Below are 13,811 nucleotides of genomic sequence, written 5' to 3'. Positions count from 1 at the left end.
GGGTCAGCGCCACCCGGCGAGTGTGCGGTTGATCTCGCGCACCAGCCCGGGTCCCTTGAGCGCGAATCCGGTGTAGACCTGCACCAGGCTCGCGCCCGCGTCCAGCATGCGGCGCGCGTCCTGGCCGCTGAAGATCCCGCCGACGCCGATCACCGGCAGCGTGCCTCCGGTGTGCCGGTGCACGAACCGCACCACCTCCAGCGCCCGTGCGGCCACCGGACGTCCGGACAGCCCGCCGGCCTCGCCGGCGAGTGGCTGGTCGGCCGGGGCGAGGCCGTCGCGGGACAGGGTCGTGTTGGTCGCGATGATGCCCGCGACGCCGTTCGCGTCGCACACTTCGAGCAGCTCGGCCAGCGCGCTGTCGGTGAGGTCGGGGGCGACTTTCACCAGCAGGGGAGTGCTGCCGAGCGAGTCCGATGTGCTCCGCAGTTCGGCGAGCAGTTCGGCGAGCGCCGTTTTGTCCTGCAGGGCACGCAGCCCCGGGGTGTTGGGGGAGCTGACGTTGATCGCGAAGTAGTCCGCGTAGGGATGCAGCGCCCGCAGCGAGGCCCGGTAGTCGGCGACCGCCTCCTCCAGCGGGACCACTTTGGACTTGCCGATGCTGATTCCCAACGGGACGGACGGTTTGCCTTGCCTGGCGAGCCTGTGCGCGAGTGCCTCGGCGCCGGAGTTGTTGAAACCCATCCGGTTGATCACCCCGTCGCTCGCGGCGAGCGTGAACAGGCGGGGCTTCGGGTTGCCGGGCTGCGGCAGCCGCGTCACGGTGCCGACCTCGACGAAACCGAAGCCCAGCGCGGGCCACGCCCGCAACGCGCGCCCGTCCTTGTCCATCCCGGCCGCGAGTCCGACCCGGTTCGGGAACCGCACGCCGAACACGGTCGCCGGATCGTCCACGCCGTAGCATCCGCGCAGCGCGGACAGCACGGGCGGTACACCGCTGAGCGTGCTCAGCGCCCGCAAGGTCCGTTCGTGCACCACTTCGGGATCATCGGCGCTCAGCCGGTACAGCGCGGGGCGGAGAAGCGATTCGAACAGCACATGCCCATCTTCGCTGGTGGCCGTGCGCCGGCCGCCGGTGGGCCGGTCAGCCGCGCTTCCACTCGCCCGCGGACATCGCGTAGGCCAGCTCGCCGTCGTGCCGCGCGGACGGCTCGCGCCGCAGGCCGAGGCCCTCCATCAGGGAGGCGGACGCGATGTTGCCGGGGTCGCAGTAGCCGTGGACCCGCTCCAGACCGAACGAGTCGAACGCCAGCCGCAGCAGCTCGGTGGTCGCCTCCGCCGCGTAGCCGCGGCCGTGATGGCGGGGGTGGAACAGGACGAGGATCTCGCCACTGTCCTTGTCCTCGGCGTACCAGCGCAGGCTCAGGTCCCCGATCAGCTCGCGGGAGGTGATCAGCTCGACGCCCAGCGCCAGCGCCTGGCCCGGTTCGGCCAATTCGGACTGTGCGATCTTGGTGTCCAGCAGCCGCGCGCTCTCGGCCCGGTTGCCCGGCGGCGCCCAGCCCAGGTGGCGGGTCACGTCCGGATGCGAGTGGATCGCATGCAGCGCGGCGAGATCACCACGCTTGAACGGGCGGAGTGCGAGCCGCGCCGTCCTGATCGGGTATGTGGGCTGGAGCACATCGAGCAGGGTAGTGGCTGTCGGCCGGATGGAGGCAACTTTTGCGGCCGAATGTGCCGAAAAGTTAGCGATCTGTCGTGGCTCACCCGGTTGACTGCCGGTATTTCCGGCGGGTGGATGGTGGGAGCCCCCGGCGCGAACTCCGGAGCGTCGTCAGCCGCTCCGGCCCGAGCCGGACTATTCTCGGGACGCCGGGGGTCCGGTGACTGCCTGGTATTCGCTCGCAGGCCGTCGTGTCCTGTCGCGCGGCGGGCACTCGCCTGCGCCGGCGCGACCTGTGAAACTCGGACGGTCCGCTAGCGGACAGCCACCTCACGAGTCCTGTAGTTAAACAACTTTGGACCACCTCCTTTCCCGTGTAACCGCAACGCTAGGCCGGAATCCGCCGACGGGCAACATCATTTATTTCACTCCGGTGCGGGGCCGCGCTGGCAGTTCGGGCAGTACCACGTCGGGCGGCGCTGCACGTCGTGTCCCTGCTGGGCCACCCGCACCCGCCCGCCGCACCGGAAGCAGCCCTGCCGGGTGCGCTCGTAGACCCAGTTGCGGCGGCCGCGCGCCAGCTCCCCGGTCGTGCTCTGCTCGTGCCGCCACGCGTTGGCCAGCAGCAGCTTCCGTGCCAGCGCAACGGTTTTGCCCGTGTCCACAACCGACACCGGCGACCACGGGGTCACGCCGAGCAGGAAGCAGATCTCGCATTTGTAGAGGTTGCCGACACCCGCCATGATCCGCTGGTCGAGCAGTGCCAGCCCGAGCTCGCGGCCGGGCTCGGCGGCCAGCGCGGCCGCCGCCCGCTCCGCGTGCTCGTCCGTCCACTGTGGATCCAACAGGTCCGGGCCGAGGTGGCCGACGAGCCGGGACTCCTCGCCGGTGGGCAGGATTTTCAAGTCGTGCAACCGAAAACCGACCGCCTGCACATCGGGTGCGGAGAGGACGACGCGCACCTGGTGCGCCGGATGCCGCCACCGCGCACCGGGCGCGTAGATCTCCCACGAGCCGTCCATCTTCAGATGGCTGTGCAGGCTCAGCTCGCCGGAGAACCGGGTCAGCAGATGCTTGCCGACCGTCCGCACGCCGAGCACGGTGTGCCCGGACAAATCGGCGGTGGCCAGCGCGGGATGGCGGAAATCGGTACGGGACAACGTCTTTCCGGCCAGTGCGCGCTCCAGGCGCTTGCCGGCCAGGAAGACGGTGTCGCCTTCAGGCATCGGAACGGATCGGTTCGATCGGACCGGTCGTCTCGGTCTCGGGTGTCGCCGCGGTCGCGTCCTCGTCGTTGTCGATGCGGTGCCTGCCCGCCCGGTTCGACCGCAGGATCTTCGCCAGCACCATGTTGAAGGTGAGCGCGATCTCCTGCGCGCCGGGGGAGTGCCACTCGTGGATCGGGCTGCACGAGCCCTGCGCCTGCTGGATCGCCAGCCGGTCCGGGATCGCCGTGGGCATCACCAGCGCGCCGAAGGACTCCCGCAGTTCCGCGATCCGGAACTGGTGCTCGTGCGAGCGCGGGCGCAGCCGGTTGACCAGCACGCCGGCCGCGCGCAGCTCCGCGTTGTGATCGTCGCGGACGCGCTCGATCGCCTCCAGCGCCCGCTGCGCGCCGGCCACCGCGTACATCGTGGGTTCGGTCACCAGCAGCGCGCTGTCCGCCGCGACCAGCGCGGACTTCGTCAGCCGCCCCAGCGAGGGCGGGCAGTCGAGGATCACCAGGTCATACGGCCTGCCATCGCGCGGGGACTCGTCCAGCTCGTCCAGTGCGCGGGCGAGGTTGAGCAGCCTGTCCTCGTCGGGGCCGGGCTCGTTGAGCAGTTCCAGCTCCTCCGAGCCGACCAGCACCTCCACGTCGTCGTTCCACACGCTGGCGGCGATGGCCCGCTCCAGCACGGAGCGGTGCGGCGTTTCCAGCACGTCGGCGAGGGTGGCGTCGGTGTAGGGCGGGTCCAGCGAGGCCGTGGCGTTGCCCTGCGGGTCGAGATCGGCCACCAGCGTGCGGATGCCGCGCCGCATCGCGGCCGACGCGATTCCGAGCGCGACCGTGGTTTTGCCGACGCCTCCCTTGAGGCTGAGTACGGCGACCGTATGCACGCTCCGAGAGTAGCCGGGTGTCCTCCCGGGCCGCGTCTGCTGCCTCACTAGGCTGTCCCACCATGCGAACGGAGATCGGGGCGGCACGAGGCTCGAACGCGGTGTGGCGCGCGCTGGAGGACGAGCTGGCTCGCGCACGGGCGCGGGGAGTGACCGAGCCGCACGTCGTCGACGTGGGTGGCGGCACCGGGGTGTGGGCCGTGCCGCTGGCGGCGGCCGGCTGCCTGGTGACGGTCGTCGAGCCGAACCAGAACGCGCTCGCGACGCTGCGCCGGCGCGCCGCGGAGACCGAGGTCGCCGACCGGATCACCGTCGTCGCCGACGACACCGACGCGCTCAGCGAGCGCGTCGCCCCGGGCTCGGCCGATCTCGTGCTCGCGCACGGCCTGCTCGAGGTCGTCGACGAGCCGGGCGCGGTGGCCGCCGGGCTGGCCGCGGTCATCGCGCCGGAGGGCGCGGTGTCGGTGCTGGCCGCCAACCGGCACGCCGCCGTGCTGCACCGCGCGCTCGCCGGCCGCGTCGGCGAGGCGATCCAGCTGCTGACCGGTGCGAACGGCGTGCTGGCCGACGACGGCGAGAGCCTGGCCCGCCGCTTCGACGCGCCGGGGCTGACGACGCTGCTGGAGGCCGCGGGCTTGCGGATCTCGCTGCTGCAGGGCGACGGCATCGTGGCCGATTCGATCGGCGAGGCCGAGGCCGAGCTGTTCACCGGCGACGAACTGTCCGAGTTCGAGACCGCGGCCAGCGTGGTGCAGCCGCTGCGGGACATCGCCTCCCGGCTGCACGTGATCGCCCGGCGCGCCTGAATTGTCGGTGCCCGCACGTAAGCTCTGCGGCGATGGGGAGAAACGCGGGCCTGCCGCCCGGTCATGAGCGGTTCCGGGTGTCGGCACGGCACGTGCCCGACGACACCGGATGCGGTCTGCTGCATGTCGACATGGACGCGTTCTTCGCCGCCGTCGAACTGCGCACCCGCCCGGAGCTGGTGCACAAGCCGGTGGTCGTCGCCGGTGCGGGGCCGCGGTCGGTGGTCACCTCGGCCAACTACCCGGCGCGCGAGTTCGGCGTCCGTGCCGCGATGCCCGTCGCGGTGGCCCGCCGGCTGTGCCCGCACGCGGTGTTCATCCCGCCGACGCCCGGCCTCTACGGCGAGGTGTCCAAGGGCGTCATGGCGATCTTCCGCGAGCTGACCCCGCTGGTCGAGCCGATGAGCCTGGACGAGGCCTTCCTGGACGTCAGCGGGGCGCTGCGGCGCCTGGGCGCCACGCCCGCGCAGGTCGCGGCGCTGATCCGCGAGCGGGTGCGGGCCGAGCACGGCATCGCCTGCTCGGTCGGGGTGGCCGGGGTCAAGTTCGTCGCGAAGCTGGCGTCGGGCATGGCCAAACCGGACGGGGTCGTGGTGGTGCCCGTCGGTGAGACGCTCGCGTTCCTGCATCCGCTGCCCATCTCGGCGCTGTGGGGTGTCGGCAAGCGCACCGAGGAAAGCCTGCGGCGGCTGGGGCTGGCCACGATCGCCGACGTCGCCGTCGCGCCGCTGAGCCGGCTGCGGCGGGCCGTGGGCAACGCGGCGGCGGATCATCTGCACGCGCTGGCCAACGGGCACGACGAGCGCGGCGTGGAGATCGACACGGCGGAGAAGTCGATCGGCGCCGAGCACACCTTCGACACCGACCAGCGCGATCTGCCGGTGCTGGAGCGGGAGTTGCTGCGGCTGTCCGAGCGCGTCGCGGCCAGCCTGCGGGCCAAGGCGGTGCGTGGGCGCACCGTGTCGATCAAGGTGCGCTTCGCCGACTTCCGCACGATCACGCGCGCCCGCACCCTCGCCTCGGCGACCGACGTGGCGCGAGTGATCCACACGACCGCCGTGGCGTTGTTCGGGGAAGCGGCCGCGGGTGCGGAGATCAGGCTGCTCGGGGTGCGCGTGGAAGGGCTCTCCGGTACCGAGGAGCCCGAACAGCTGACCTTCGGGCAACCCGAGCCGCGCTGGCGCGAGGCGGAGGTCGCCGCCGACGTGGCGCGGTCGAAGTTCGGCGCCGCCGCCATCCGGCCCGCGTCCCTGCTGGGGCCAGGTTCACCCAAACGGAAGCAGCGTCCGGTTGAACCGGAGAGCGATTCCCGTCGTTAAGTCACCAGCGTGCCAGCGAAAATCGCACAAGAACCAAAAGGGGCACAGCTTGTGTACGGGATCGGGTAGTCGTCCGCGCGCGAGCCTCGTATCCTGGAGGACAGCACCCCGGTCGGGGTGCCAATGTTGGGTCCAGGACGTTGCGCGGCCCGGCGCCCGCGACAGCTGTGCCGGAGGAGGAAAGATGCCACTCTCCGAGCATGAGCAGCGGCTGCTCGACCAGATCGAGCGCGAGCTCTATGCCGAGGACCCCAAGTTCGCGTCTACGGTGCGCGGTGCCCGGTTCCGCCGGCCCGCCCGTCGCCGCCGAATCCAGGGGATCGCGCTGTTCGTAGTCGGGGTCGCGCTGCTCGTGGTGGGCGTGATGGTCAAGGCGCTGTGGGTCGCCGAGATCCCGGTAGCGAGCGTGCTCGGGTTCCTCGTGATGTTCGCCGGCGTCGTGCTCGCGCTCATGTCCGGGCGCGGCCACGGGGGCGAGCCCAAGGGCGAGGGCAAGGCCGCACAGGCCAAGACCAGGAGCTCGTTCACGCAGCGCATGGAGGAACGTTTCCGCCAGCGCTTCGAGGACCAGTAGAGCCGTCATCAGCGAAAGGCGAGTGCTCACCACGAGCGCTCGCCTTTCTGCATGCCCCGATCAGGCCGGGGGCCGGACCTTCACCTGCGGCGGCGGAAGATCGACCGGGGGAACAGCCGGCCGCGCCACGACATGGGTGCGTTGCGCCGCAAGCTCTCCCGCACGCCGTCGAACGCCGGGGCGAACCGAGGATCGTCGCCGGTCTCGGCGCCGTACCAGGATCGCTCCACCACGCCGACCACCGTGCGCAGGTGGTCCTGACCGGCCTGGTCCAGATGGTGTTCGTGCGCGACCTTCTGCGCCGCGACCCGGACCGTGTCGGTCGCGGGGATCGGCACGCCACGGTCGGCGCACTCGTCGAGCAGCTCCGCCCAGGCAGCGTTCGCGGCTCCCGGTTCCCGCGCCGCGATCGTGCTCCAGCGCCGTCTGCGGGTGATCTCCCGCAGCACCGCGGGCGCCACCACCGCCAGCGCGAGCACGAGCACGATCACCGCGAGCGACCAGTGCACGAGCCAGGCGCTCAGCACCACGGCGAGCAGCCAGGCGCCCGCTGCCGCCAAGGGCAGCCACGAGGCCAGGCGGCGCAGCGCGAACGCCGTCAGCGTCAGCGCGATCGCCACCAGCACCACGGCGAGCGCGATCCAGCCGGTCCAGCCCGGCACACCGCTGGAGGCCGCGGCCTGCTGGTTGCCCGTGCCGCCGTTCTGGCCCGGCGCGGTGCTCGGCCCGCCGCCCGGTGCCAGCTGCGTGGTCGACACGCTCGGCACCTGCTCGCCGTTGGCCGAGGACGGATTGCTGGGGGAGCTGCCGGACTGCAGGTAGGACGGGACGTAGCCGCGGCCGTCGGAGCGCGGGGTCGGGTCGAAGCTGACCCAGCCGAGCCGGCTGCCGAAGTACACCTCGACCCACGCGTGTGCGTCCTGCGACGTGATCACCCGTGAATCGCCGTCGGCGTACCCGGTCGTGAAACCGACCGCGACCCGCGACGGGATACCGAGCACGCGCAGCATCACGGCCATCGACGAGGCGAACTGCTCGCAGAACCCGCGTTTGCCGTTGAGCAGGAAGTCGGCCAGTGCGTCGGAGTCGGTGGCCGGCGCGGTCTGCGTGTCGTAGGTGAACCCGTTCTCCGCGGTGAAGTACCGCCAGATCGCGGTCGCCTTGTCGAACATGGTCGGCGCGCTCGCGGTGATCTGCTTGGTCAGCGCGACCACGCGCGGGTCCACGCCGGCGACGCGGGTGTAGGCGGGGGCGATGTCGCGCGTGTCGGGCTGTGCGCCCTCGAGCTGCTGCTTGCTCGGTTCGGCCAGCGACGCCAGCTCGGTGTAGGGCTGCGCGTGCTGTTTGCGTTCGCTGAACACCGCGCCGCTGGCCGGATCGTAGAACCAGCCGGGGTTGACGTTCTCCAGCCCGCGCAGCTGGCCGTACACCGGCAGCCACACGTCGACCCAGTTCAGCGGGTTGATCTGGATGCGCCGCGAATCGCCCGCGCCGTCGTCGCCCGGCGCCGCCGGCAGCGTCCGGTTCGCCGGATATCCGGCCGGCATCGGGCCGTCGGGCAGGCTCCAGCCCTGGTTGGGCCGGTAAGTGTCCAAAGTGAACGCCCGCAGCAGCCGTTTGTCGTTGCCCAGGCCCTGGACCCGGAACAAGTCGACGGTGCTGCCCTGGTCGAGCATGCCGCGCAGCGAGGTGAACGGGTTGACGCCGAGCCCGCCCGAGCCCGAGCCGGATCCGCCGTTCGCGCTGCCGGGCAGCCGTCCCACGGTGCCGACCACGGTGACCACCGAACCGGTGATCAGCCCGCACACGAGCGCGATCGCCACGACCGCGACCGGCACGGAGGCCGCGGCCGGGGAGCCGCCGAGCCCCGGTGCGTCCCGGTTGCGCCAGCGCCGGTGCCGGTGATTACCGTCGACGGCCAGCAGCCCGGCGAACGCGGCCGCGCCCAGCACGAACGTCCACCACGGCAGCATCGTGTCGGACAGCGACGCGGGCACCGCGTACACGCACAGCAGCACCAGCCCGGTCGCGGCGGGCGCCGAGGCCGCCACCGCGAGCGTGTCGACGAGCACCGCCACCATGCCCATCGCGATCGTGACCAGGCACAGGATCGGTGGCGTCGGATCGACCGGCGGCAGTCCGGTGCGGATCTGGTCGAACGCGGCCGTGAGCACCCCGTCCAGCTCGGTGAACGCGGCCGGTCCGGGAATGATCGCGAGGATCCCGCTGCCGGTGAACACGCCGGTCACCAGCAGCAGCAACACGGCCAGCTGCGCGAGGCCGACCAGCGGGATCGGCGTGCGCACCGAGCGCAGCGCCAGCCCCGTGCAGCCCACCAGCACGACCGTGACGGTGACGTAGCCGAGGTAACCGGCGCCCGCGACCACACCGGTGAGCGACGTGGACGCGCACAGGGTCGCGATCCCGGCCGCGATCGGCGCCAGGATCGAACTGCGCCATGCGGGCGGCGGCTGCACGTGCCGCTTGGTCGGAACATGCGGTTGCGGCGGGCCGGGAGGCGCGCCGTCCGGACGGGGCAGTGTGGCGGTCACAGCGGACCACCGACCAGCGAACCGCTGCCGGTGACGGTGCGGCACAGCTCGGCCCACACCTGCGTCATCGGCATCGTCGGCTCGGCCACCACGACACCCCACCCGGCGGCGCGCAGCAGCGCGGCGGACTCGCTGGTCGCGGCGGCGCGCTGCTCCGGCGCGGTGACCCCGCCGGTGAACGCCGGGGTGTCGAGCAGCACCGCGAAGCTGCGGGCCCCCCGCGGCCGGTACCGGGAGAGCTCACTGACGGCCTCGTTGCTCACCGTGCCCAGGATCGCGATCAGCTCCTGCCCCTCGGCCGGGTCGTGCCCGGTGGTGAGATCCCGCTGATGCGCGGGTTGGAGCGCGGCCAGCGCGTCCAGGATGACGTTGTCGTAGCCCTCGCCGCCGGCGGTGTCGCTGTCCGGCGCGGCCGTGATGACCCTGCCGTGCTCGCTGACCAGGCGTACGCGGTGTCCCGCCTTGCGCATGTGCAGGCACACGCTCGCGGCGAACGAGATCGCCCACTCCAGGCTCGCGGACGGGCCGGTGCCGTGGTGCGCGGCCGCCCGGTGGTCCAGCAACACGGTGGTGCCGCCACGCCACGGCCGTTCCTCGACGCGGACCATGATCTCGTCGCGGCGCGCGGTCGAGCGCCAGTGCACTTTGCGAAGATCGTCGCCCTGGCGGTAGTGCCGCACGATCACGTCGGTCTCGCCCTGGCCGGCGTGCAGCCGCACGCTGCCGTCGTCCCCGGCGCCGGCACCCGCCCCGCCCGGCAGGCCCCACAGGCTCACCACGCGCGGCACCACGACGAGCCGGGAGTGCCCGATCAGCTCGCGGTCGAACTCGCAGAGCCCGAACGGGTCGGTCAGCGTCGCGCGCAGCGGGCCGACCTGCTGGATGCCGCGCAGCATCGGCTGGATCGGGTAGCGCAGCCCGACCACACGCCCCTGCGGCAGCCGCTCCACCACGAACCGCGGGCGGGAGCCCAGCGCGTAGGGCACGCCGTCTTCGAGAAGCACCTCCCCGGCGGGCAGTTTTCCGTTGCGCCACAAGGCGAGTTCGACCTCGCCGGGGCTGCCCGCGGCGAGCCGGTCCGGCAGCAGCCTGCGGGACGCGCCGATGCGCACCCTCGACGCGGCGATGAACACCGCGACCAGCAGCGGCAGCGCGATCACGAACACGGCGACGCGCAGCAGGTCGCGTTCGTTGAGCACGACGGAGCAGACGGCGGCGGCGACACCCGCGGCGAGCAGGCAGCGGCCTCGTGTGGTGAGTCCGGACAGCGACCGGAACATGGCTGGCTACCGGCGGTTCTGGCCGTTGACCGGCGCCCCCTGGGGCACCGGGACACGCTGCAGCACCGAGCGCACCACGTCGGTGGCCGACCGGCGGGCGGCATGCGCCTCGGTGGTCAGCACCAGGCGGTGCGCCAGCACCGGGATGGCGACGGCGTGCAGATCGTCGGGGACGACGAACTCGCGGCCGGCCAGCGCGGCCTGCGCCCGGGCGGCGCGCACGAGCTGGAGGGTGGCACGGGGCGAGGCGCCGAGCCGGATTTCCGGAACCTGCCGGGTCGCGGCGGCCAGCTCGACGGCGTAGCGGCGCACCTCGGGGGAGATGTGCACGCCGCGCACGGAACGGATCAGCCGGATCACGGTCGCGGCGTCGGACACCGGCCGCAGGTCGGCCAGCGGGTTGTGGCCCGCGTGCTCGTCGACCATCGCGAGTTCGGCCTGCGCGTCCGGGTAGCCGATCGAGACGCGGGCGGTGAACCGGTCGCGCTGCGCCTCGGGCAGGGCGTAGGTGCCCTCCATCTCGATCGGGTTCTGGGTGGCGATCACCATGAACGGGTCGTCGAGGTGGTAGGTCGAGGTGTCGACCGTGACCTGCTGCTCCTCCATGCACTCCAGCAGCGCGGACTGCGTCTTGGGCGAGGCGCGGTTGATCTCGTCGCCGACCACGATGTTCGCGAACACCGGCCCCGGCCGGAACTCGAACTCGCCGGTCTGGCGGTTGTAGATCGACACCCCGGTCACGTCGCTGGGCAGCAGGTCCGGGGTGAACTGGATGCGGCTGACGGTGCAGTCGATCGAGCGGGCCAGCGCCTTGGCCAGCGACGTCTTCCCGACCCCGGGCACGTCCTCGACCAGCAGATGTCCCTCGGCGAGCAGTGTGACGAGCGCGATGCGCACCACGTCGGGCTTGCCGACGAGCACGCGTTCCACGTTGGCGGCGATCCGCCGCATCGTGTCGTGCAGCTCGTCGAGGGAAACGGTGCCGTGACCGTTGTGGCCGGGCATGCCGGACGGGTGGTACGGCGCTTGCCCTGCCGCCTGCTCGCCGGTGTATTCACCGGCCGCAGGCTGGATCCTCGACGTCACTCGACCTCCTGGTGCCGAAGTCTGGCGCATGCCCCACACGCGCGCTCATAGGGCGGACGGCGCGGGAGCGTCTCACAGCTTGGGGCGCGGCAGCCCGGGAGGGGCCTAGTTGCCCTGCCACACCGCGTCCCAGCCTGCCACCAAGTGTGTCAAACTCGCGCCAACCGCGTGAGAGAACCCTCGATTGGCCTCCGGGCTGTATGCTCCGGTGAGGATCCGGCCGGCTACGGAGAGGCACGATGACCGAGACTCGGACGGCACCGGGCGTCAGCAGTGGCGCGTTCGCGGTGTCCCCTGAGCTTGCCGCCACCACGTTCGCCCAGCTCACCAAGCTGCAGGACGTCGTGGGCGAGATGGTCCGCGAGGCGCGGGTGCTCGGCAGAAAGGTGCCCCTCGGCGGTGGTTACGCCGAGGAGATCGGCACGTTCATGGCGCGCTACGGCATCGACGGCCCGGGTTCGGCCGCCGACCAGCTTGCCCGGTTCGGGCAGGAGCTGGAGAAACTCAAGGACAACGTCGGCAAGGCGCTCAAGCGCTACCAGGCCGCCGACGACGCGGCCGCCGGCGGCGTCGACTGCAGCGGTGGGTAGGCGCTCGAGCGCGGGTCTCGTGCTGGCCGTGGGCTGGCTGCTGGCCGGCTGCGGTGTCCAGGCGGCCTCCGACGCGCCCGTGACCAGCACTCCCGCGCCGTCCACGACGGCGGCCGGACTCGCCACACTCCAGCCGTGCGGGCTGCTGTCCCCGTCGGACCGGTCCACCGCGGGCCTGACGTCGGCGGGCAAGGACAAGACGATCGGCACCGCCCGCGCGTGCGACTGGACCGAGACCGGCGCGTTCGGGCTGACCGTCACCCTCGACGACACCGCCGCGCTGACTGATCTGGACACCCAGGGCGGCAAGCGGGGCACCGTCGGCAGGCACGAGGCCGTCACGGTCTCGTCCACCGGTGGCTGCGCCGTGCTGCTGGCGGCGGGGGAGCGGGCCAGCGCGCAGGTCGACGTGACGAACGCGACCTTCTCCGACAGCCGTGCCGCCTGCCGGAAGGCCACCACGGTGGCGCAGCTGATCGAGCCGAAACTGCCTTAGGAGGACCGATCGTGGAACAGGCACCGGAGCCGGGGCGCCGGTACGAGTCCTATACCCATGAGGCGATGGCGGCCGAGGTCGCGGCCGGCAACGACCCGGCGGCGGCAGGCCAGATCGGCCAGCAGTGGGCGGCACTGGGTGAGCGGCTGCGCGAGTCGGTGCAGGCGCTGGGCCTGATGTCCGACCGGAGCCGTGAGGCGTGGGAGGGCATCGCGGGCGAGGCGGTGCGGGACACCCTGGCCAAGGCCGCGGGCTGGTCCGAGCAGGCGACGGAGGTGTCGTACGCGCTGGCGGACGCGGTCGGCCAGCAGGCGGGGATCGCCGCGCGGGCGCGTGCGGAGATGCCCGCACCGGTGCCGTACAACCCGGTCCAGATGATCTCCGAGGCGATCCACGGCGGGAATTTCCTCGCATTGCTGGGGCTTTCCGACGCGATGAACGAGCGGTACGAGGCCTCGGAGGCGGCCCGGCTCAAGGCGATCGACGTCATGAACACGCGGGACGCGGCATTGCGTGCGGCCGTACCTGCCCGCTCCTTCGACGTGCCACCGGAACTGTCTTGATCGAGATCTCCGCCTCGGCCTTCGACGTCGTCTGGTCGGATCTGGCGCTCGGCCGCGTGCCGCCGCCGCTGGAGGTGCCCAGCGTCGGCGCGACCGGCCGGGAGCGTGAGGAGATCGCCGAAGCCGTCTACGACAACCTCGCCGCGCGCGGACTGTGCCGTGGCCGGCAGCTGGACGCGTCGCTGACGGACCGGCTGGAGACGCTGGCCGGCGCCGAGCTGTACGTGGAATGCCAGGCGCTGCAGGGCGGCGAGCTGCTGCGGGCGGTCGCCGCGGCCGGCGGGAAGCGGGCCGTGCTGGCGACGCAGCCGAGCCGCACGATCGGGATGTCGCCGATCCGGGCGACCGAGATCTGGTCCGCGGTGGTGGACCTGCTGCCGTGGGACCCGGGCCCGGGATTCGGCGTCACCCTGCCCGCCGCGGCGCTGCGGTCGGCGGAGGACCCGGTGTTCGGCGACGGGGGCGGTTCGCCGGCCCACGAGGCGCAGATCCGTGAGGCGCTGGCCATCCAGGCGCGCCCGGTGACCGGCGGCGGCCAGTTCTCGGTGCGGGTACGGGAGGGCGGAAAGCTGCGCCGGGCCGGTGGCCTCAGCTGGTTCCGCACCGACGTCGGGACCTATTTCGGCTTCATCGCCCCGGGCCGGGGCGGGCAGGACTGGGCCACGGTCGCCCCGGCCGACGCGGCCCGCGTGACGGCGCGGCTGGCGGAGTTCGCGGGCTGAGAGCCATCGGAACTCGCACGGGGACCGGACAAGCGATAGCGGCCGACTGGTCGTCCGGCCCGGGCTGACGGGGGTCGTGCAGGGGCCCGCCCGGCAGAGCGGCTCCCCACCTCGCCCCAC

The 13,811-nt window shown here is 72.3% G+C and carries 14 protein-coding genes; 7 read left to right on the top strand and 7 right to left on the bottom strand.

Features of this window, described 5'->3' with window-relative positions; genetic code table 11:
- Nucleotides 1–3 precede the first annotated feature (3 nt).
- From HFP15_RS38315 to HFP15_RS38300, 4 genes are all read right to left on the bottom strand, one after another.
- Nucleotides 4–1,038: a quinone-dependent dihydroorotate dehydrogenase gene (locus tag HFP15_RS38315; protein WP_168522817.1), complete on the bottom strand. Its 1,035-nt coding sequence runs from the start codon at nucleotides 1,036–1,038 to the stop codon at nucleotides 4–6.
- Between the two features lie 46 nt (nucleotides 1,039–1,084).
- A complete protein-coding gene (locus tag HFP15_RS38310) occupies nucleotides 1,085–1,621 on the bottom strand; it encodes a GNAT family N-acetyltransferase (RefSeq protein ID WP_168522815.1) in 537 nt (178 codons plus the stop codon).
- 407 nt (nucleotides 1,622–2,028) lie between these two features.
- Nucleotides 2,029–2,829 (bottom strand): DNA-formamidopyrimidine glycosylase family protein, encoded by an 801-nt coding sequence (locus tag HFP15_RS38305; RefSeq protein ID WP_168522812.1) that lies wholly within the window; start codon nucleotides 2,827–2,829, stop codon nucleotides 2,029–2,031.
- A complete protein-coding gene (locus tag HFP15_RS38300) occupies nucleotides 2,822–3,703 on the bottom strand; it encodes a ParA family protein (RefSeq protein ID WP_168522810.1) in 882 nt (293 codons plus the stop codon). Before HFP15_RS38300 ends, HFP15_RS38305 begins: the two co-directional genes overlap by 8 nt.
- Before the next feature lie 62 nt (nucleotides 3,704–3,765).
- Here HFP15_RS38300 and HFP15_RS38295 point away from each other — a divergent pair, with 62 nt between their 5' ends.
- The 3 genes from HFP15_RS38295 to HFP15_RS38285 all read left to right on the top strand — a co-directional run bounded on the left by HFP15_RS38295 (nucleotide 3,766) and on the right by HFP15_RS38285 (nucleotide 6,402).
- Nucleotides 3,766–4,509: a methyltransferase domain-containing protein gene (locus HFP15_RS38295; protein WP_168522808.1), complete on the top strand. Its 744-nt coding sequence runs from the start codon at nucleotides 3,766–3,768 to the stop codon at nucleotides 4,507–4,509.
- Between the two features lie 32 nt (nucleotides 4,510–4,541).
- Entirely contained in the window at nucleotides 4,542–5,828 is a 1,287-nt protein-coding gene (gene dinB / locus HFP15_RS38290; protein ID WP_168522806.1) for a DNA polymerase IV, read from the top strand.
- A gap of 184 nt (nucleotides 5,829–6,012) precedes the next feature.
- The gene (locus HFP15_RS38285; RefSeq protein ID WP_168522804.1) at nucleotides 6,013–6,402 is read left to right on the top strand and encodes an SCO2097 family morphological protein; all 390 of its coding nucleotides are present in this window, start codon (nucleotides 6,013–6,015) and stop codon (nucleotides 6,400–6,402) included.
- An 80-nt stretch (nucleotides 6,403–6,482) separates the two neighbouring features.
- Here HFP15_RS38285 and HFP15_RS38280 read toward each other — a convergent pair whose 3' ends face one another.
- From HFP15_RS38280 to HFP15_RS38270, 3 genes are read right to left on the bottom strand one after another with little or no spacing between them, the layout of a single operon-like run.
- Nucleotides 6,483–8,954, bottom strand: coding sequence for a transglutaminase TgpA family protein (locus HFP15_RS38280; protein ID WP_312871950.1), 2,472 nt, complete (start codon nucleotides 8,952–8,954; stop codon nucleotides 6,483–6,485).
- Nucleotides 8,951–10,234, bottom strand: a complete 1,284-nt coding sequence (locus HFP15_RS38275) for a DUF58 domain-containing protein (protein ID WP_168522802.1) — start codon at nucleotides 10,232–10,234, stop codon at nucleotides 8,951–8,953. The genes HFP15_RS38280 and HFP15_RS38275 overlap by 4 nt, the downstream gene beginning before the upstream one ends.
- 6 nt (nucleotides 10,235–10,240) lie before the next feature.
- Complete coding sequence (locus HFP15_RS38270) at nucleotides 10,241–11,320, bottom strand: AAA family ATPase (protein WP_168522800.1); 1,080 nt, start codon at nucleotides 11,318–11,320, stop codon at nucleotides 10,241–10,243.
- 239 nt (nucleotides 11,321–11,559) lie between these two features.
- Here HFP15_RS38270 and HFP15_RS38265 point away from each other — a divergent pair, with 239 nt between their 5' ends.
- The 4 genes from HFP15_RS38265 to HFP15_RS38250 are packed head-to-tail and all read left to right on the top strand — an operon-like array spanning nucleotide 11,560 to nucleotide 13,691.
- Entirely contained in the window at nucleotides 11,560–11,910 is a 351-nt protein-coding gene (locus HFP15_RS38265) for a hypothetical protein (protein ID WP_168522798.1), read from the top strand.
- Nucleotides 11,903–12,406: a DUF3558 family protein gene (locus HFP15_RS38260; protein ID WP_312871949.1), complete on the top strand. Its 504-nt coding sequence runs from the start codon at nucleotides 11,903–11,905 to the stop codon at nucleotides 12,404–12,406. Before HFP15_RS38265 ends, HFP15_RS38260 begins: the two co-directional genes overlap by 8 nt.
- 11 nt (nucleotides 12,407–12,417) lie before the next feature.
- Complete coding sequence (locus HFP15_RS38255; RefSeq protein ID WP_168522796.1) at nucleotides 12,418–12,969, top strand: PE-PGRS family protein; 552 nt, start codon at nucleotides 12,418–12,420, stop codon at nucleotides 12,967–12,969.
- On the top strand, nucleotides 12,966–13,691 hold the full coding sequence (locus HFP15_RS38250; protein ID WP_168522794.1) for an ESX secretion-associated protein EspG: 726 nt from the start codon (nucleotides 12,966–12,968) through the stop codon (nucleotides 13,689–13,691). The genes HFP15_RS38255 and HFP15_RS38250 overlap by 4 nt, the downstream gene beginning before the upstream one ends.
- The last annotated feature ends 120 nt before the right edge of the window (nucleotides 13,692–13,811 follow it).

Source organism: Amycolatopsis acididurans (genome assembly GCF_012328925.1).
In the GTDB taxonomy this organism is placed as follows: domain Bacteria; phylum Actinomycetota; class Actinomycetes; order Mycobacteriales; family Pseudonocardiaceae; genus Amycolatopsis_E; species Amycolatopsis_E acididurans.
The sequence above is the reverse complement of the archived record's forward strand: the minus strand, read 5'-3'. Positions and strand labels throughout refer to the sequence as shown.